This is a genomic window from Novipirellula methanifontis, from assembly GCF_052161655.1.
GTDB lineage: Bacteria > Planctomycetota > Planctomycetia > Pirellulales > Pirellulaceae > Novipirellula.
In genome coordinates this window covers 7871502-7889629 of the sequence record NZ_CP197418.1, presented here as the reverse complement: position 1 = coordinate 7889629, position 18128 = coordinate 7871502, and the positions used below count along the sequence as shown (strand labels likewise).

Genomic DNA, 18128 nt, shown 5'->3' with positions numbered 1-18128 from the left:
ACCGGCGACCCGCCGTTGAGCGTGCGAGTATAAACGGGTTGTAGGTAGCGACGAGTGTTTATTGACAGACGAATGCGGGACAGACGAATAATTTCAGAGGGACGATTCGTCTGTCCTTCATTCGGCTTTCAAAACCGCCTTGGATCCGTTCCTGTCAAGAGAAAGTGACTGGTACCCTGCCAACGTTCTCCGCGACTCAGTATTTCAAACCCGAGTACGATTCGGCTGGCGAATTGTTGTCGAGCCGGGTCACGATCGCCGTCCAGGACAGGGGCCGCCCGATCTATTTCACTGGCATCACCGCGACGATGGAGCGACCAGGATTTGTGACACTATCGATTCCGCCCGAGGAGCAGTGGTCCGCCTCACGCCGCTGGCTCACACGAGAGCAGCAAGAGCGGTTCGCCACTGCCGAGTTTTTCAAAATGTTACAAGTACAAATCACCGGCCGGTATTTAAAACTCCCTCCACACTCGCCACAGTAGTGAGCTGCATTCGGAGGTTGCAGCTCAGCGCCTATGAGAAAAACCGTCGTTACCACAAGCAAGCTGGCTGCGATTTCGCACGAAGGGCAGCAGGGAATCCAAAACTCATTCCACAAACCGAAGGAGTTTGCAGCAACGAGCTGTACCTTGCCAGCAGAAATTGTTTAAAATCAGGAAAACCAAAAGCGAGCCTCCAGCGTGGAGCCTCACCCCCATAAAGTACGACACCGAGTCGTACATAACTACGTTGGGCGACCCCGTTGAGCGATTCCCCTCAGCCAATTGATATATGCACACATCTTTGCAATGCCTTTGATACATTCGCCGAACGACCTTCATCCAGCGGTTGGGATCGGTTGCGAGCAGAGTTGCTCACTTGGGTCGAATCGCTGGACGCAGAGGCCGCATTTGATGGTCTCAGCCATGTCCTTATGACACAAACGCGATATCAATACCAATGGCTTGCGGGAGACCTATTGCTTCGGGCAGATTTACAATGCCCTATCACGCTCGCTGCCTTTCTCGCTTCACGGAATGTGTCAACGACAGTGAGACAACTTTTTGATAGTTGTTAGGTGCTGCATCCCGCGTGCTCAGGGGCCAGCCCCCGAACCCCCGGGATTTTTTCAGGCATGACTCGGGTGTTCAAAGAGTTTGTTGCTGGTACTGTGTCGACGTCCGGTGAAACGGAAGACGGCTCTGCGGGGACGCAACCGTCCAAGGGATAACCGGATCGAGGGTGCGTCAAAGACGTTACTTCTGGAGCCCCCGGGCAATTCGCTTCGGGGGCTTCGCTTTTCAATTCATCCTTTCGTTTGGGAGCGTTGATCCAAACTGCTTTGGGAAGGCTTGCAGGTGTGGGAATGCCGTGTACGAAACGCTCGGGATTCTTCTGCCATGCCCCGTGAAGCGTTTGTTTTCTCGACTCGATCACTTTTTCGCCTTGGCCGTAGTGCAACGATGATGGGGTAAGCAGGCCGATGCCACTGTGATAGTGCTCGTCGTTGTACCAGCCAATGAATTCACGGCAGAATCCAAGTGCGTCTTCATAGCATCCAAATCGCTGGGGAAATTCAGGGCGGTACTTCATCGTTTTGAACTGGCTTTCCGAGAAAGGATTGTCGTTGGAAACATGCGGCCGACTGTGTGACTTGGTGACGCCCAGCGAACCAAGCAACTGCGCCACCGAATGCGATGTCATCGATGGCCCACGATCGCTATGGAGGATCAATTGCTCGCGCGGAATGTTTTGCTTTTCAATGGTTGTTTCGATCAGCTGCGTGGCTAGATCGGCGCTTTCACGATGTGCCAGCATCCAGCCGACCACGCAGCGGCTGTAGATATCCAGAATGACATACAGGTAATAATAGGTCCATTTCTCCGGGCCCTTGAGCTTGGTGATGTCCCACGACCAGACTTCATTGGGGCCGGTCGCAAGCAATTCAGGCTTTCTGTAGTTCGGGTGTCGGAGTTGGTTTCTGCGTTCGCGAGTGCTTTGATTCGCTTCAAGGATGCGATACATCGTCCGCACGCTGCACATGTACTCCCCTTCATCGAGCAATTTCGAGTAGACCTGCCGCGGCGACTGATCAGCGAAACGTTCGCTGTTGAGTCGATCGATCACCGCTTTTCGTTCTCCGAGTGAAAGTGCTCGAGCTGGGATCGGTCTCGGCTTAGGTTGCTGGTCGGGATCGCGGCGACGGTACAACGTCGCTCGCGAAACATTCAGTGCGCGGCATGCAGCAGCGACACCGACTCGTTTGCTGAGCCCTTCAGCCGCACTCAATCTGTCTTCTCGTGTGAGCGTGTCTGCATCATCTCCGAGACTTTTTTTTGGACGTCAATGATCAACTCCGTCTGGCGAAGTCTTTCTTTTAGGCGTTCATTTTCGCGTTTCAAAGCGGCAAGCTCTTTTGCCTTTGACGGTATTGCTGGCGGCACATCGCTACTGGGCTTATTCGATGATGACAATGATTTTTCCCGAAGTTGACGACGCCAGCGCTGAACCACTGACGAATAGAGCCCTTCACGACGTAGCAGAGCTCCAATCTCACCGGGCTCGGAGCACTGCTGAGCTTCGATCGCGATCCGACGTTTATACTCCTCTGAAAAGCGACGACGGGTCGCTTTCTCAGCCACCTCAGGATTTTTCTTAACTTTTTTGTTGGCGATTTCGGTCATGTAAACTCTCCGTGCCCTCGACTTCGAAAAACTTCAAAGTTGTCTCACTCATGTTGGCACAGAGGGGTCAATCGTTCCGCATTTTAATGCGAGCGCCGAGACTGTCCCTAAATACCTTAAATACCTTGCTTCATCATTCGGCGTTGATGCTACACTGTTGGCATTGCGGCAGATGCGTGGAACCGAAACAGATTCTCGCATTCTTAGTTCGATTGATTCCTTGCGTTACGGTCTTGGAGAGCATCCGGCCACCTCGTAGGGTCGCCCAACATGGTGTTTATTCTGGGCCTTCGGCACACCTTCGTTTGTAGTTCGATCGGCGCTGGCGTATCATTAGCTGTTCGTGATACAAACTCCACCGCTTCGGTAACGGCGGTGTCGTAAAAACCTTCCGTTAGCCGCCCCTAGTCCATTGGGTTCACTATTTACCTACATAGACGATACAGCGTTGATTCCGTGTGGCGGTACGCAATGCCATCACTGCGAGACCGAATCCGCTCCGATCTTCAACTTTGATGGTGAGATCATCAACCCGGACTTAGCCGCCAACCCACAGCTTGCCCGCGACGAACCAGAGGTGTCGGAACTCTGTGCCGAATGCATTCTTGGTGGCAACCTTCGCAAGGACATCACTCCCGAAATCCGAAAAACCATCAATCGGTTCGCGACCGACATTGATTCCGCACTGGCTGCCTTTGGCAAGACGCCAAGCATCCCGCTTTTTCTGCAATACAACGACTGGCCCATGTGTTGCGGAGACTGGGCCGAGTTCTTTGGCACGCCACAAACTGCCGACGAATCCGAAACTGTTCCGCAACGTTTTCTCTACTGGGAACGGGAACCGCGTGATTGGACGTCCGAGTACGCACTTCGACCTGAGTCCCTTCGCGAGGTCAGCCTGTTCCGTTGTACTACCTGCGACCGTCAACTGTTCACTTGGCAATTCACGTAGCGCAACGGGGCGGCTAACATGGGTTTTACGCTGGCGCCTTCGGCACACCTTCCATGTTGGGCAACGCGGGCTGGCATTGATGCAATTTCTGGTAGTTCAGACGTCACTCGCTTCGTTCACGGCGGTGTCGTAAAAACCTCCCGTTATGTGCTCCTATATTTTTGGTTTGTCCACATCGCCTCGCATGACACGGACGATGTCCACAAATCCATTGGAACGTCGGAAGAATATCACGTAGCTGCCCAGATACGTCGACCGGATTCCCTCGCCCAGTTCCGGACGCTCATCTCCAATCTCTGGGTGCTGTGACGCGAGTTGACATTTCTCGCGAATCTTGGAAACCCATTGCCGTGCAGCATCGGGCTTGTCCTTGGCAATGAACCGAGCGATTTGTTTCAAATCGTCTTTCGATTGTGAGGAGTACCGAAGCCTCGGCATGGCATCAGCTTCCTTGCTGTGTTGATTCGACCTTGTCGATTTCCGCGTTCACTTCCTCGAACACGGTTGCTTCATCGAAGTGCTGACCGTTATCTAGCTGGTCAATACCAACTTGAATTTCGGCTTTCAACTGTTCACGCCCCATTAACATCCGGACGCCTTCAATGATCGCCGCTTCTTCTGAATCGAATCGACCTTCAGAAACTAAAGATTTTACAAACGCATTGATGTCACTCGGCAAATTAAGATTCATCATTCACTCCAATGCGCCGGGGCACATAACATGGTTCTTACGCTAAGCCCCTTCGGGGACATCTTCGCCGTGGATTCGACCGCGTCGTCATTATACAATCAAAATCAGATTCAGACTATCGTTACGTCGATGGCGACGATGTCGTAAAAACCTTCCGTTAGGCGACCTACTGTTCGAGCGCACGGAAGTACTCGGCCAACTTCGTTTTCCCTCGACTTGCGGCCTTCTTGGCCAACCCCTTTGGGTTCTTAACGCTCGCACCCGCCGCAACCAATCGCCGCGCCATGTCAACCGCATCGGCATCTGACAGGCATTGCGAGTTAACAAGGACCGTGCTTTCTATTGGCACGCCTGCATCGTCACCGTTCGGATTTGCTCCTGCGTCAAGCAGCAGTTGCACCTTTTCCACATCGCCGCTGCCTACAGCCAACGATAACGGCTTCATCGTTTCCAACGTTGACAACATCGCGGATTCGAGCCCCCTGATTGCCTTGGCGGCATCAATAGCCTCTCTCAGTGCATCTGCACTTCCACCGAATGCAAGTGCTGCCAAGGTCGGCAATACTGTTGGGCCGGGAGTCGTGCTTGTTTTTGGTTCGTTGTCCAAATCTAATTCGAGACATACGTTGTGACCTTGCGTCTGAAGACCGTTCTCCCCAAATCCGTCGGACAATGCACCGGTAACTTCATCAATCAGCTTCTCTTGGTTCTCAACCGAGAAATCATTGGGGACGATGAACCTGACGTGACACACCAACTGCCCGTCAACTCTCTCCAATGCAACCTTGTCTCCTTTAACTCCGTGCAACAAGATCGAGACATCCAAATACTCATCCAGATCGGATTCTTCCCATTCACACGGAACTGCATCAAATTCGACCGGTTCATCAGTTTCTGCACTCAGTACTTCATCTACGGGCCAACTCATCGTCAGATACATGATGTCCTCCTTTTTTTCCGGTTACTGCCAAATGTTAGCACAAACGTCAACTCCAATGCACCGGTCGCCTAACTTCTTAGGGTTTGAGGTCAGCGAGGTACGAGCCTGATCCCAAACCCATGTTCAAGACGAGCCGCTTCGTGGCGGGAGGCGGCTGGATCGTCAAGGCCACTTCGATTGACGTGACCGAACTTGAGAAGGGCGTTGCGACCCCATACATTCAGAGATCCGAGTTGAGGTGCTGCATTTGATACAAATTTCGGAAGCATTCAGATCAAAACAGGAAAATGGGCGACAGAAAAATGATGATACTGCAATTTAGGTCTGACGATCTTTCTGTCGCGCTAGTCTTTCTGTGTATACGCCTTTGCTTGACAAATGAATGGGAGTGTTCATCGCGAAGTCGATTCTCACACCGTGAAAAAAAAATTGCAGCAACAAGTGAATTGCGGAAGCGCAGAATAGATTAAAATCAGTGGATCAAAACAGCGAGTCTCCAGCGTGGAAGCTCGCCTCCTTCACCTACGCGTCTCTGTCGTAGATCGGAACGTTCGCTGCACCTTGTCGAGCACTTTCGTGTGAAGCACCGACGCTACATCTCCACGGTCGCTGTTGTCGTCGCGATTGTCGCCGCAACAATGCACTTTCTTTCAACGCGTCCACCCGCTGCCAAAATTTCACATCAGTTGATCAACGTCGGGCAGTTTGAGCGGACATTCCGTGTTACCGTCCCGAAGGACCTGGTGACGCCCGCACCCCTGGTTTTTGCATTTCACGGAATCGGGGATTCCACCGATTCAATGGCCGCGTATTCGCAGCTTGATCTTTTGGCTGCCAAAAACGGGTTCCTTTTGGTCTACCCAGCCAGTCGCAATGGGATGTGGGATGCAATCAACGTGGATCCCGAAACGTTGGACGCGAATTCTGATGTCCAATTCTTTGATGCGTTGCTGGAACACATGTCTTCGCAATACCAAATTGATCGTGATCGTGTTTACCTGATGGGGATGTCCAACGGCGGCTCATTTGTACAACTTCTGGCCAATGCTCGGTCGTCCAATATTGCTGCCGTTGTCGCCCACTCCGGTCCGCGACCTCGCGCCCTCAACGATCCCGAACACCGCTTCCCCATTCTGATGATCGTGGGTAGCGATGATTTCGCCGCCAGTTCAATGCAAACCGATCTTGACTACTATCGCGAGGCAGGTCACGCCGCAGACCTCAGTGTCATTGATGGACTTGGCCACGCATGGTCTACCCGTAGCAATGCAAACGCATGGGCGTTTTTGACCGATCACAGGCTTTCCCGATAACTGGCCCATGATCAAAGTGAGTCACTTCGAGGTGGTGTGGTGCGAGGCATGATTGCACGAAGCGTGGTTTTGTGATGGTCGTCGTAGCGGACCTTTCACGGTTCGCTCCCTCTGCCTCACACATGACTCTCGTATGTGATGCGAATGAGTCGCCTGATCTCCCAGACAGATATCCCGAGGCCTTCACTTAGGTTTTGATTCGTTTGCAACATGTCACCATCGGGTACAATGTTGGGTGTGCCACGAAAAATTGCCTCGGTTCGAGGCAGCGTCGGCACTCATTTCCGCTGGCTGATACAGACACGTGGCTGACGACAATCCTTACGACTCACCGCAAAGTGAATTGACGACAGAACCTTCGCCGCGGTTGTTGCTGTGGTCGGTTGCTACCGTTTTCGCTTCCGCTCTGATCGGCGGCGGAATGGGGTTGTCGATCGGTGCGGCTCTCGGGGCGTTCGCTCCCGGCTACTATCGCTCTGTCTTTTCTACCGGTGATTCCCCTGTTTTCGATCCCGTCGCTGTTGGCATTGGACAGGGACTCACCCAGGGCATTGTCGTCGGAGGTCTCATCGGACTCGCTCTCGTCGCAATGTACTATTGGTTTCGAGCTCGCTCGATGACGAACCAAACCTAGCCAGAGCCGGATGGCATCGTCATTGACTTGATGTCGCGGCCAATACTTTGATCGAATCAATCGCCTAACGATTACGCATTCACTATTATTTAACGAGCGATCTGCTGATTCCGCCACTGCCGCAACGACTAAGCTCTCGCCCGTTTCCATCTTATGCGTTTGTTCCCGGCATGCATCCTCATCCGGTTTCAGGTGTCGGCGGTCATCGCTACGAGCATGGTGGGGATGACGGGCAAGATCCGCAGTCCATCTTTCGGCCGCACTGTTTGGCTATCGATCTGGTGAACTATGGATACTACTGGGAGTCGCATGAGGCATGGGAGATGATTTGGATCGCAGCGCCCGCGGCCACGACTCGAGCCCGCTTTTTGAAAGGATTGATCAAACTTGCCGCTGCCGGAGTCAAAGCACGCCAGGGCAGCGCGACAGGTGTCCGGCGACACGCCGCACGGGCGGCGGCGTTGTTCATCGCATGCGAACAGGACACGACATTTGACGGTCGGCATGAATTGGGTCTAAAGACAATGTCGCTGTATCAATCATGCACGCAACTGGCTGAGCGAGCCGATTCCATTGTCGACTCGACCGTATGCCGAGTCCGACGCGTTTTACCTTTTGTTTTGGATCCAGATTTCGATTCCGACAACCTCCGGATGTAAAAACTGGATTCTGACTCAGGGAAACGATTCGAGAATGATTCCGCTCAACAGTGTGTTCTTTCGGGCGAAACAAACTGTGATGACTTGGGATCAAAACAGAGCACACGAGCGGTGTTGTCGTCGACGACCCAGCCATGCAATCGCACCTTGCCGTTGCGCAATTTGTCTCTCATAAATGGATGCGAAAGCAAATTTTCGAGCTGGAACAGTAGATGCTCACACGTCATCAGCGTATGTCGTTCACTGGCGGATCGACAACGATAGAAACTCTCGACAACGATCCGAGCATTCCGATTGAAACTGCCACCAGGATCCTCTTTGTCGAGTTCCACGATCGACTTTGACCAGTGCGGAATGATGCGGCACCCTAAGTGGCCGCAGACGATAACGTCTTGCACGCGTTCGGTGGAAATGCCGTACGCGAGACTCGCCAACACGGATCCTCCCGCACCTGAATCATATTTGGGGACGGACGCAGCCATGTTTTGAATTACAATGCACTGCTCGGGACGAACGAAGGAAATGTTGTCTGCGGCCAAGCCATGATCCGCACAACAAACCATCATGATCTGGGCACCATTTCGGGTCGATTCACGAAGTCCGGCGAGCGTACCAAATTCGTGAGGGAGAAATTGATGCAGACCACGTTTGAGCTTGATGTTACGGATCATGTTGTTTAGCCGAAGTTGGATTTGCCAATTAGGCGTTTGCTAGGGATGAAGATTCCGGTCACGCCAAGATCTTTAGCGTGATGGTGTCACCGTTTGCAACGATGTTGTTGTGGGAATCCCGTTTGTCGTCGGACTCACTGTTCCAAAACGCGAGGCATTTGATTGCCATGGGGTCGCCGCGGGCTGGTAGCGGTGTGTGTAGTGGTGAGTGCTAACAAAGAAACCGCGGTTGGCGTGTTGTCGGCGCTCGACCGTACTGCGGATGTGCGTGGCGTGAGCAACGCTGGCCGACGAAAGCACGACCAACAATGAAAAAATTGCCGTCGCACGGAAAGAAGGACGTGACATGCTGAAACCCTCTCTTGCAAATCGGTAAGACCAGCTGACTGCTAAATACAGCGGTTATAGAACCCGACCTTTTCAACCCGAACGAACTCCGCCTGAAGTTCAATCCCCAGTGGTCTTGTTCGCGGCCTAAATGCAATCGCAATGCCAACCTATTGGTCGGTAATCCCAATGTGCGGTTTGCTGAGCAACGTTGCGTTCCAGAACGCTCAAATCACCGTGTTTTGCGTGCCAATGCAGTGTCGAGACAAAGAAAAGATTTTGGCAGAGGAGGCTGCCGAAGGCAGGTGTCCTATGCAGCTAAATGCAGAAGGTGCAGCTTATTGCAGAGTCGTAAGGCGACTGATGTCTGAAAACTAGTGGTTTGTCAGCGTTGAATCATGGGTTAGTGGACGAGGCCACGAGTCCTTGGAAGTGCGACAAATCGCAGGGACTCGTAGCCTCGTCCACTACAGCCAACCCTAAGTTTTACATTTGACAAACGACTAGTGCAGGCCGTAGCGGCCCATTTTGTAATGCAACGTGCGTACGCTAACGCCAAGCGCCTTGGCCGTCTTTTCGCGATGCAAGTCACAGGCTTCCAGAGCGAGGTGAATCGTCTCACGCTCGCAACCTTCGACCGCTTCGGCCAACGAGCTTGGCAATGCACGATGACCGCCGTCTTTGCGCGTCAATTCGGATGGCAATTCTTCGTTGTGGATTACGTGTCCGGTGTGTGTAACGACAATTCGCTCCATCACGTTACGCAGTTGCCGGACATTGCCGGGCCAGTGTGCAGCGACCATCGTCTGCATCGCCTCGGGGGCAAGTCGCTTGACCTCTCGGCCATGTCGCTTGCAAAAGTGGTCCAGAAAATGTTCGACTAGCAGTGGAATATCCTCACGGCGTCCTCGCAGTGGAGGAACCTCAATCGGAATCACATTCAAACGGTAGTACAGGTCTTCGCGAAATGTTCCTTCGGAGATCAAATCCTGGATCGTGCGATTGGTGGCCGAGACCACGCGTGCGTCCGCTTGCAACACATCTTCGCCACCCACGCGGGTGAAGCATTTGGATTCCAGAACGCGCAGTAAATCGACTTGGCTCTTGGCAGACATTTCGGTCACTTCGTCCAAGAACAACGTTCCACCAGCGGCTTGTTCAAAACAGCCGGGCTTCTGTCGCGAGGCGCCGCTGAAGGCTCCTTTTTCGTGTCCAAACAGTTCGCTTTCCAAAAGCGTTTCCGGCATTGCACCGAGATTGACGGCGATGAATGGGCCGTTGCTGCGATCACTGAGATCATGCAGCGCATGAGCCACGAGTTCTTTACCGGTGCCACTTTCGCCTTGGATCATCACGGTTGCTTCGGTGGCAGCCACTTGGCGAATATGCTGAAAAACGCCTTGCATCGCAGCACAGCCGCCGATGATATTTGAAATTTCCCCCGCACTGGCAAGCTGGTTCTTTAACTTTTGATTTTCGACGCGAAGCTGATAGTACTCACGTGCCTTACGCACTTGTTGCCGGACTAAGTTCAAGTCAAGCGGCTTCAAGACGAAATCAAACGCGCCCGCATGCATCGCCTCGACCGCCATTTCGACGGTGCCATGCGCGGTAATCATAATTACCGCGGTCTGTGGCCGCAAATAACGGATCTTCTTCAACAATTCAATGCCGGTGATTCCGCAATTCAAACGTACATCGGCGATCACAAGTTGATAATTTTCTTTGTCGAATTTCGCCAACGCATCATCGGCGTCATCGGCCGTGTCCACCACGTCGGCTTCCGCAGCCAGACCGCGGGCGAGTCCCGAGCGGATGTTCGGTTCATCATCGACGATTAGCAATTTGAATGCAGCCGAGTTCATGAGTTTCCTTCGGTTGGCAACAGGACCGAAAACTGAGTTCCGGTCGGAGCTGTGCTAAAGTCGATACTTCCGGCATGTTGGCGAATGATTTTGTCACACAACGCCAACCCCATTCCGGTACCTTCGTTTCGTGTGGTGAAATAGGGATCGAAAATCTGTGATTGGATTTCGACGGGGATGCCATTTCCGGTGTCGGTCACATCGATCCGCAGATAATCGTCTTGCTTACTCAAACTAAATCGCAGGGTTCCACCGTCTGGCATCGCCGCGAGTGCATTGAGCGCCAGGTTCAACAAAACTTGCTCTAGACGCATCGAATCGGCTTCGATTGATTCAAGCGATTCCTTGGGCAAATCCACTTTTACGACCACGTTTTGTTGTTTGGTTTGGGGATGCAAAAAGCGGACGAGCTTTTCGATCAACGTCGCAACATCGACCCAGGAACGACCGAGTTCGTTAACCGAGGCGTAGTTTCGAAAACTGTCGAGCACATTGGTAATTCGGGCAACTTCGATATGCAGCACGTCAAGTAACTCTTGGACTTCGCCATCGGGTGTGTCATCGGCAAGTCGTTCGCACAATAATTGGATGTGAAGCGAAAGAGCGCTAAGGGGGTTCTTGATTTCATGCTGCAAACCGGCCGCAAGCGAACCAAGTCCCATGTAACGTTCCATCCTCCGCAATCGCTGTTCCATTAAAACACGCTCGGTAACATCGCGAATGTGAATGACCGTTCCGATTGCTTCATCTCGCTGATTTTTAAGACGGGTACACCCCGCACGTAATGTTTGCTCGTGGCCATTCCGATTGACCGTATAGTCGCGATCGCGGATTGCGATTTGCCCCAAGTTGACTTCACTGCAAATTGTTTCTAGCAGCGCGTGCTCCCCTCCAGCCTGAGACGGCGTCAGCCCCACACCTTCGCCCTCGCCGAGGCCAAGGATTTCTCGTCCTCGAGGGTTCAGACTTGTCATTGTTCCGTTTCGATCCGTCGTAATGATCCCACCATCCATGCTGGCGCGGATATCAGTTGCCAACACCTGGGCGTCTCGTAGCGATTGTTCGCTGGACAAGTAGCCACGAACGACGAGGGCAAAGGCAATTGCCGTGCCAACGATATTTAGCACCAAAAGAAACGAGAGTTTGCTACGCAATCGCAAATCACCCGACAGCTCTTCAGCAACTGCCATGTCACTTTCAGGCAAATGTTGAATGATGCGAGCAACAATTTCCTGCTCGCGAGCCACATCGAACAGAATCCAGGTCGTGACCGACAAAGCAATCAAACTGAGGATGGCCAACCCTGCAGCAAAACGCCGTATTCCACGCCCATCGGGTACGTCAAACATGGTCGGATTCATTTGAGTTTGCGGCATGCTGCTGTGGCCAACCAAATAGGAAAATGGAACGATTCTAAGGGACAGACCGATTGTGGCGAACCGTCATTGGTGAGGACTGCGAAGTCTTTCAAAATTGTTGAAATTCCGCAACAAGGCAGTTACAAGGTCCATGATAATGCGATTTTCCCTCCGCATTGTGCAAAGGATTGCAGAGTTCATGCACACTCTTGCAGCACCCTAATATTTAAGTGCAGGTTGTAGCAAATCGTCATCCTAGGCTTCATTTTAACGAGTGCTCAAGCCGACCCATTAACGATATCTGTATCGCTTGGATGGTACCTCACCCGATTTTCAATGCGAATTGTGGTTGGTTCTGTACGGCACCCTCAATGGAGACTACGGCAATGGATTGCCAACTTCAGGATCGAGAACGTCGCACTCGCGGCCGATTACGGCCCCTCGCACGATTGAAAACACTGGTCGCAATCGCTTTAGCGGCCGCCTGTTTTCAGACGTCTGCGACTGCGCAGTCCCCTGTCGTTACCGACGGCATGATTTTGTCCAACGACGTCCACCTCGAACTTCAGCGGATGCAGCAGCAGATTGACGAGCTGAAGGCGGCCAGGGCCCTTCAGTCCGATGCTTCGATGGCACAGTTCTCACAATCACCGATGATCTGCTGTCCACCGGAAACACCTCAGCCGAAATATCCGACGTCCCGTATCACCGGATTCTTGCAGGTCGATGCGGTTGGTTTTCACCAAGACTTTGCCAATATGCAAGCCGTCGGCGGCGGGGTTGCTGCCGATGGAGACGTCCAAGACGGTGCCGATTTTCGCCGAGCTCGTTTAGCTGCGACCGGACAAGCGTGGGATAATGTCAGCTACATGCTCGAAATGGACTTTGCCTTTCCAGGGCGTCCTAGCTTCATGGATGTGTGGTTGGATATTGACGACGTCGTCGGATCCAACAACCTGCGGATTGGTCAGTTCCGCCAACCTTTCGGAATGGACGGCCTGACCAGTGTCCGAGAAATGACGTTCCTCGAGCGTGGATTGCCTTTCGCGTTCCTGCCGTTTCGTCAAATTGGTGCGATGCTCTATGGCAACAGCAAAGATGAAGTCGCTACGTGGGCGATTTCGGGTTTCCGGTTCCCCACAGATACATTCGGTGGTAACGTGGGCGACAACGGTGGTTATGGCATGGCGACTCGCTTGACCGGATTACTAGTCAATCGTGGCGATGGAAACGGACTCGTCCACATCGGTGGTGGATATAGTTTCATCGATCCGTCGAACGATCAATTCCAATTTCGCAATCAACCCGAAGTCTTTGTCGGCGAAACAGGCGGTGGAGTTCCATCGGGTGTCCCATCCAATGTGCCGCCGTTTGTTGACACGGGGGCTTTCGCTGCGGACAACGCAAACCTGTTTAACGCGGAACTCGCGATGGCATACGGATCGTTCTATGCGCAGAGTGAAGCGATTTACGCAGTCGTTAACCAATCGGCAGCTCCTACGATCACATTGCCAGGTGCTTATGCTCAAGCCGGTTATTTCTTGACAGGTGAGACGCGAAAATACAACGGCAAGAACGGAGTGTTTGGACGTGTCAGCCCCAATCGCAGCGTCGGCGCCGAAAACGGTATCGGAGCGTGGGAGGTCGCCGGACGATGGTCATACATCGATTTGAATGACGAAAATATTCAAGGAGGCCGCTTGAACGATCTGACAGCGGGATTGAATTGGTACTTGAATCCCTACACAAAATTCCAATTCAATTACATTCACGCCATGCTCGACAGCCCCATCAATGGCGAGAGTGATGCCGACATCTATGCGATGCGAGCACAGCTCGACTTTTGATGAAGCTGCCGTCGCGTTCGCGGTGGACCACATTCTGGCGAATGCAGCTAAGGCTTGAATCCCACTTCATTTGTCAAATTGTTCTACAATGGCGACGAGCTTTGCACTTATCCCCCGAGTTAATTCCGTGTGTTCCTTTGATGGCTAACTGCGATTAACGCAGCGGATCTCCGTTTTTATGACCGAACTGAAACACGCTGAACCAATTCGTGATCTCAATGAGACTGCTTCTAGCAGCCTGATTGAAATTGGCGTGATTGTCGCTGGCCCGCTCGATACGATCGATTCTCAAGCGGCGAAGTTAGCGGTCGAACAGACGGACGCCCGTCTATCGGAGTTGTTTCCCGCCTTTCGGTTTAATTTTTTTGAAATCAAACGTCCCGAGTTGGCGGGGGCGAGTATGGGGGTTAACGGGCGTATCGAACCGAGCTTGTTGCTTCAACAGGCAGTGGAAGAACGAGATTCACGGCACTGGGACTTTGCCTTTGTGTTGACTGCCGCCGAACTTGTCGGCAACTATTCGTCCTACTGCTTTGCTGCATTAAGCCGGCCACTGGATACCGCGATTATCTCGATGTCGCTGATTGATCCACAGGCATTGGGGGTCGAGGCAAATCCGGAAGAACGAATTGAGCGGATCGCACGTCGCTTGAGCCGATTGATGTTGCACAGCATGGGTCACTTGACCGGTCTGCCCAAGAGTGATCACCCGAACGATCTGTTGTATCATCCACCCAACGCGCAAGCACTCGACTTGATGGCCGGGATTGATAAAGAGAGCCTGGCCCGTCAGCGAAAAGCGTTGACTGAGATTGCCGACCAACGTCTCGAAGAAGGGGCGGGGCGGCGGTTGGGCTACCCGATGTTTGCACTGCGCGCCGCCTGGATCAACCGCAAGGAAATTCATCAAGCGATTTGGGCAGCCCGTCCGTGGCAGTTTCCCCAGCGGCTAAGTCGATTGACGATCGCTGCGTTTTCCACGCTCGCCATCCTGTTGATGACCGCCGAAGCGTGGGATTTGGCGCTTGCCCAGGGGAGCGGAAAAGTGAGTGTTCTGTTTCTGGTCACCATGCTGTCGACGACGATCTACGTGGTTCTGCGTCAACAATTGTTAGTACGTCGTGGGACGAGGCGTAGCGAACAATCCGTCGTCACCTCCGTCGCTGCGTTTGGGATCGTGTTCGTGGGAATGGCGACCACATGGATGGCCTTGTTTCTGGTCGGTGTTCTCCTTGCACACTTTCTGTTTCCCAATGAGTTGATTGCGACTTGGGCATCTTCGACGATTCATAATGCTCGTCAACTCAACGCGTTTGATCGACCTTACATGGCCGTATTTGCTGCGTCACTGAGCTTGCTGATCGGTGCTCTGGGGGCCAGTTTTGAATCGCAGCACTATTTTCGTCATATCATCTTTGTCGACGAAGAAATCTAGCAAATTGGTGGTGCCATCTCGCGGCTGGATGCACTTAGCAAAATGTGACTGATCGCAGACGACTCCGCGATGGCATGGCTTTTGCCACCGATGCTTTACTCAAACGAGGGCATTTGCAAAACACGTCGCCCCCACCATCGCCCTGCGGTTTTTTGTGGTGATTGCGACGGATCTCTAGCACAAAGACAAACAAGATGAATTCACGCAAAGCAATTATCACCGGAGGCAGCACCGGCATCGGACGTGCGACTGCGGTCACTTTGGCAAAAGCGGGCTACGATGTCGCGATTACTTACGTGGCCGGCGAAGACGAAGCAAAACAAACTGCAAAAGATGTCGAAGCGTTGGGACGTCGCTGCGTGATCAAACAACTTGATTTGTCATTCCCCGAGACCGCCAACCCTTGTGTTGACGAGATGGTCGACGAATTGGGGGGATTGGATGTGATGATCAGCAATGCGGGGATGATGGTCCAGCAAAAGATTCCACACATTGATCTGGAAACCACGTACAAGATTTTCAACGTGAACGCGTTTGGTGCAATGATGGCAATCCAGCGGAGCGTCAAGCATCTGCTGCCAAACGGAATCGATGGCCCCGCTCGTGAAACGCCGGGACGAATCATCGTGGTGACGAGCGTCCACGAACAGATTGCGAATCCGAACGACACGCTTTACACGATGACCAAACACGCGTTGGGGGGCTTGGTTAAATGCTTGTCTTTGGACCTGTCGCCGCTAAATGTCACTGTTAACGCAGTCGCACCCGGAGAGATCGCGACCCCGATGAACAACATGTCGGCTGATGACATTGCTGACGCAAAACGGCCAGCGATACCGGTTCGCCGCCCTGGTTATCCCGATGAAGTCGCCTCGGTGATTGAGTTTTTAGCGAGCGAGAAGAGCGGTTTCGTCACAGGGTCACGCTGGACGGTCGACGGGGGCTACGAAGCGGCCGCCCCGTTGGCTGCGTCCGGATTCCGCGAAATCTATCTGAAGTCATAAACGGCCAGTTGGCACCGTGTCTAGACAACACCGCAGTTTAGACAACACCGCAGCGGCCGATTGGATGATAACCAAGCATCCGAGACGATAAATGACCAATCGATTTGGATATCGTTTCAATTAAAGCGAATTCGACAGAGCTTGCTCAACCAAACTCCGCTAATTCGACACATTCGCAAAGCAATTAGTAAGCGAAAACAAATTTGATTGATGTGGCACGCCGCTTGCGTCTGCAGTGCTCCCATGGCAAGCCCAAACGGTGACGATGGCGAAAGTGGGCGTCAATCCTCAGCGTGTTTGCCCAATTAGATTTAAAACCTCCACCCTCGAAGATCTAGGAACGAAACAATGAAACTTGCAATCTCTACTTTGGCACTGTCGGTGTGTTTGGCAGCTGCGGGATGTAACGACAGCGTGACCGACGAACGAGCTGATGCCGTTCGCGACTCGACTCAAGAGTACGCGTCGGACGTTCGCGATAACACGCAAGCCACCGCAGATGCGATTCGCGAAGAAAGCCAACAAACAGCAGAAAACGTGCGTGACCGCTACGAGTCCGCCAAGCCTGCACTTGAGGATCACGCCGAAGAAAAAGCCGACGCTATTGAAGAGCGTGGCGAAATGAAGGCTGATCAACTCGAAGAGCAAGGCGAGAACAAGGCAGATCAGATCGAGTCTGAAGGTGAGAAAAAAGCCGATCAACTCGAAGAGCTTGACGACGACGATGCCGTCAACGAAATCGAATAAGCTGTCGCTTCTGGTAGCGACACGCAAGTGATTAAGTCATTTGCCAAAAAACGAAAACGCGTAGCGACTTCCGCTACGCGTTTTTTTGTGGGATAGGCTTCCAGCCTGTCAACGGCGCAATCTCAGTCAGCAATCTGTGAAGTTTTGACGTCGCGACAACGTTCAGCAGGTTGTTCGGTAGATGACGCTAACGCGTCGGACCTCGTGTGAGCTGACGCGATAGCCAATGCCATCTACTTTGGTAATGCTTGCGGGCTGTCGGTTTAGTGAGCCGTGACGCGTGAGCGGCCGGGTCCCACGTCATTCGCCATTACCCGGTGCCTTACGGCCCACGGCTCACCGCTGTGATCAGGTGAATCATGTTGACCATCTTGACATGCCGCACAAAAACTTACTCGGCCCGGCCTTTATAGCAGACGAAGATAACGACAGGCTGGAAGCCTATCCCACTTCTATTGGGCGAGGCTGCCGCCATCGAGAATCTGTTGTTCAACAAACAGATAGCGTGGCTTGCCGCCGCGACGCTCGAGTCGATACAGTGCCGCACTTCGCACATCGGATGACTCGTACATTCGCTCGCCTCCGAGATAACGAAGCGTTGCAATGCTGAACGCTAACCAAACAGAGCGAGGTACTTTATCGACCTTTGAGCATGGCTGGATTAAACCATCGAACGGGCCGCCAATGAATTCAATCTCGTCTTGATTTATTTGGACGTCCACATACGAGGTTTTTACGCTCGGCCGGACGCGGAACACTTGCTCCATTATTCGCTGGAAAAAGACTATCACTCGCATGTTGATCCCCCCGGACAACGGTTGTGTTAGTAGTGTTCACATCCAACCGGGTCTTCCTTTCGCGACTGGATTCTCACGCAGTCTTTTCATTCAAGCGACCTAGATAAATGGTGAACCATTCACATTCACTGATTAAGAATGTCGAAGCAATCAATGTGCCTTTGGCAAGTGATTTGCATGATTGATGAAATAATCATCAGTTTTTTGACTGTTCAAAGGAGA

17 protein-coding genes and 1 pseudogene are annotated in these 18128 nt (G+C 52.6%); 9 read left to right on the top strand and 9 right to left on the bottom strand.

Features of this window, described 5'->3' with window-relative positions; translation table 11 throughout:
- The first annotated feature begins 164 nt into the window (after nucleotides 1-164).
- Nucleotides 165-485 (top strand): hypothetical protein, encoded by a 321-nt coding sequence (locus SH528x_RS27985; protein WP_442506736.1) that lies wholly within the window; start codon nucleotides 165-167, stop codon nucleotides 483-485.
- Nucleotides 486-1299: 814 nt separating this feature from the next.
- On the opposite strand, the pseudogene SH528x_RS27980 reads toward SH528x_RS27985, so the two are convergent.
- A pseudogene (locus SH528x_RS27980) lies at nucleotides 1300-2666 on the bottom strand (IS3 family transposase); the annotation flags it as partial.
- A gap of 412 nt (nucleotides 2667-3078) precedes the next feature.
- Here SH528x_RS27980 and SH528x_RS27975 point away from each other — a divergent pair.
- Entirely contained in the window at nucleotides 3079-3618 is a 540-nt protein-coding gene (locus SH528x_RS27975) for a CbrC family protein (protein ID WP_442506735.1), read from the top strand.
- A gap of 153 nt (nucleotides 3619-3771) precedes the next feature.
- Here the strand turns inward: SH528x_RS27975 and SH528x_RS27970 are convergent, their stop codons facing one another.
- The 3 genes from SH528x_RS27970 to SH528x_RS27960 form a co-directional block, all read right to left on the bottom strand.
- Nucleotides 3772-4056, bottom strand: a complete 285-nt coding sequence (locus SH528x_RS27970) for a type II toxin-antitoxin system RelE/ParE family toxin (RefSeq protein WP_442506734.1) — start codon at nucleotides 4054-4056, stop codon at nucleotides 3772-3774.
- Between the two features lie 4 nt (nucleotides 4057-4060).
- A complete protein-coding gene (locus tag SH528x_RS27965) occupies nucleotides 4061-4312 on the bottom strand; it encodes a ribbon-helix-helix domain-containing protein (protein WP_442506733.1) in 252 nt (83 codons plus the stop codon).
- A 163-nt stretch (nucleotides 4313-4475) separates the two neighbouring features.
- Nucleotides 4476-5237 carry a hypothetical protein gene (locus SH528x_RS27960; protein WP_442506732.1) on the bottom strand — a complete coding sequence of 254 codons (762 nt, stop codon included), beginning with the start codon at nucleotides 5235-5237 and terminating at the stop codon, nucleotides 4476-4478.
- 590 nt (nucleotides 5238-5827) lie between these two features.
- Here SH528x_RS27960 and SH528x_RS27955 point away from each other — a divergent pair.
- The 3 genes from SH528x_RS27955 (at nucleotide 5828) to SH528x_RS27945 (ending at nucleotide 7855) form a co-directional block, all read left to right on the top strand.
- On the top strand, nucleotides 5828-6562 hold the full coding sequence (locus SH528x_RS27955) for an alpha/beta hydrolase family esterase (protein WP_442506731.1): 735 nt from the start codon (nucleotides 5828-5830) through the stop codon (nucleotides 6560-6562).
- Between the two features lie 304 nt (nucleotides 6563-6866).
- A complete protein-coding gene (locus tag SH528x_RS27950; protein WP_442506730.1) occupies nucleotides 6867-7196 on the top strand; it encodes a hypothetical protein in 330 nt (109 codons plus the stop codon).
- Between the two features lie 170 nt (nucleotides 7197-7366).
- Entirely contained in the window at nucleotides 7367-7855 is a 489-nt protein-coding gene (locus tag SH528x_RS27945; protein WP_442506729.1) for a DUF309 domain-containing protein, read from the top strand.
- Nucleotides 7856-7899: 44 nt separating this feature from the next.
- Here SH528x_RS27945 and SH528x_RS27940 read toward each other — a convergent pair whose 3' ends face one another.
- The 4 genes from SH528x_RS27940 to SH528x_RS27925 form a co-directional block, all read right to left on the bottom strand.
- Nucleotides 7900-8526: a carbonic anhydrase gene (locus SH528x_RS27940; protein ID WP_442506728.1), complete on the bottom strand. Its 627-nt coding sequence runs from the start codon at nucleotides 8524-8526 to the stop codon at nucleotides 7900-7902.
- Between the two features lie 72 nt (nucleotides 8527-8598).
- On the bottom strand, nucleotides 8599-8874 hold the full coding sequence (locus SH528x_RS27935) for a hypothetical protein (protein ID WP_442506727.1): 276 nt from the start codon (nucleotides 8872-8874) through the stop codon (nucleotides 8599-8601).
- A 482-nt stretch (nucleotides 8875-9356) separates the two neighbouring features.
- Nucleotides 9357-10718 (bottom strand): sigma-54-dependent transcriptional regulator, encoded by a 1362-nt coding sequence (locus tag SH528x_RS27930; protein ID WP_442506726.1) that lies wholly within the window; start codon nucleotides 10716-10718, stop codon nucleotides 9357-9359.
- Entirely contained in the window at nucleotides 10715-12067 is a 1353-nt protein-coding gene (locus SH528x_RS27925) for a two-component system sensor histidine kinase NtrB (protein ID WP_442506725.1), read from the bottom strand. The genes SH528x_RS27930 and SH528x_RS27925 overlap by 4 nt, the downstream gene beginning before the upstream one ends.
- Nucleotides 12068-12462: 395 nt before the next feature.
- Between SH528x_RS27925 and SH528x_RS27920 the strand changes: the two genes are divergently transcribed.
- From SH528x_RS27920 to SH528x_RS27905, 4 genes are all read left to right on the top strand, one after another.
- A complete protein-coding gene (locus SH528x_RS27920) occupies nucleotides 12463-13923 on the top strand; it encodes an OprO/OprP family phosphate-selective porin (RefSeq protein WP_442506724.1) in 1461 nt (486 codons plus the stop codon).
- A 178-nt stretch (nucleotides 13924-14101) separates the two neighbouring features.
- Nucleotides 14102-15358: a hypothetical protein gene (locus tag SH528x_RS27915; protein WP_442506723.1), complete on the top strand. Its 1257-nt coding sequence runs from the start codon at nucleotides 14102-14104 to the stop codon at nucleotides 15356-15358.
- A 194-nt stretch (nucleotides 15359-15552) separates the two neighbouring features.
- Nucleotides 15553-16362, top strand: coding sequence for an SDR family oxidoreductase (locus SH528x_RS27910; RefSeq protein WP_442506722.1), 810 nt, complete (start codon nucleotides 15553-15555; stop codon nucleotides 16360-16362).
- A 348-nt stretch (nucleotides 16363-16710) separates the two neighbouring features.
- Complete coding sequence (locus SH528x_RS27905) at nucleotides 16711-17109, top strand: hypothetical protein (protein ID WP_442506721.1); 399 nt, start codon at nucleotides 16711-16713, stop codon at nucleotides 17107-17109.
- Nucleotides 17110-17561: 452 nt separating this feature from the next.
- On the opposite strand, the gene SH528x_RS27900 is transcribed toward SH528x_RS27905, so the two are convergent.
- Nucleotides 17562-17831 (bottom strand): hypothetical protein, encoded by a 270-nt coding sequence (locus SH528x_RS27900; RefSeq protein WP_442506720.1) that lies wholly within the window; start codon nucleotides 17829-17831, stop codon nucleotides 17562-17564.
- Between the last annotated feature and the right edge of the window lie 297 nt (nucleotides 17832-18128).

Coding starts and splice junctions, on each gene's coding strand:
- SH528x_RS27970 (WP_442506734.1), bottom strand. CDS start 4,056: ATGCCGAGGCTTCGGTACTCCTCACAATCGAAAGACGATTTGAAACAA.
- SH528x_RS27965 (WP_442506733.1), bottom strand. CDS start 4,312: ATGATGAATCTTAATTTGCCGAGTGACATCAATGCGTTTGTAAAATCT.
- SH528x_RS27960 (WP_442506732.1), bottom strand. CDS start 5,237: ATGAGTTGGCCCGTAGATGAAGTACTGAGTGCAGAAACTGATGAACCG.
- SH528x_RS27945 (WP_442506729.1), top strand. CDS start 7,367: ATGCATCCTCATCCGGTTTCAGGTGTCGGCGGTCATCGCTACGAGCAT.
- SH528x_RS27940 (WP_442506728.1), bottom strand. CDS start 8,526: ATGATCCGTAACATCAAGCTCAAACGTGGTCTGCATCAATTTCTCCCT.
- SH528x_RS27935 (WP_442506727.1), bottom strand. CDS start 8,874: ATGTCACGTCCTTCTTTCCGTGCGACGGCAATTTTTTCATTGTTGGTC.
- SH528x_RS27930 (WP_442506726.1), bottom strand. CDS start 10,718: ATGAACTCGGCTGCATTCAAATTGCTAATCGTCGATGATGAACCGAAC.
- SH528x_RS27925 (WP_442506725.1), bottom strand. CDS start 12,067: ATGTTTGACGTACCCGATGGGCGTGGAATACGGCGTTTTGCTGCAGGG.
- SH528x_RS27920 (WP_442506724.1), top strand. CDS start 12,463: ATGGATTGCCAACTTCAGGATCGAGAACGTCGCACTCGCGGCCGATTA.
- SH528x_RS27915 (WP_442506723.1), top strand. CDS start 14,102: ATGACCGAACTGAAACACGCTGAACCAATTCGTGATCTCAATGAGACT.
- SH528x_RS27910 (WP_442506722.1), top strand. CDS start 15,553: ATGAATTCACGCAAAGCAATTATCACCGGAGGCAGCACCGGCATCGGA.
- SH528x_RS27905 (WP_442506721.1), top strand. CDS start 16,711: ATGAAACTTGCAATCTCTACTTTGGCACTGTCGGTGTGTTTGGCAGCT.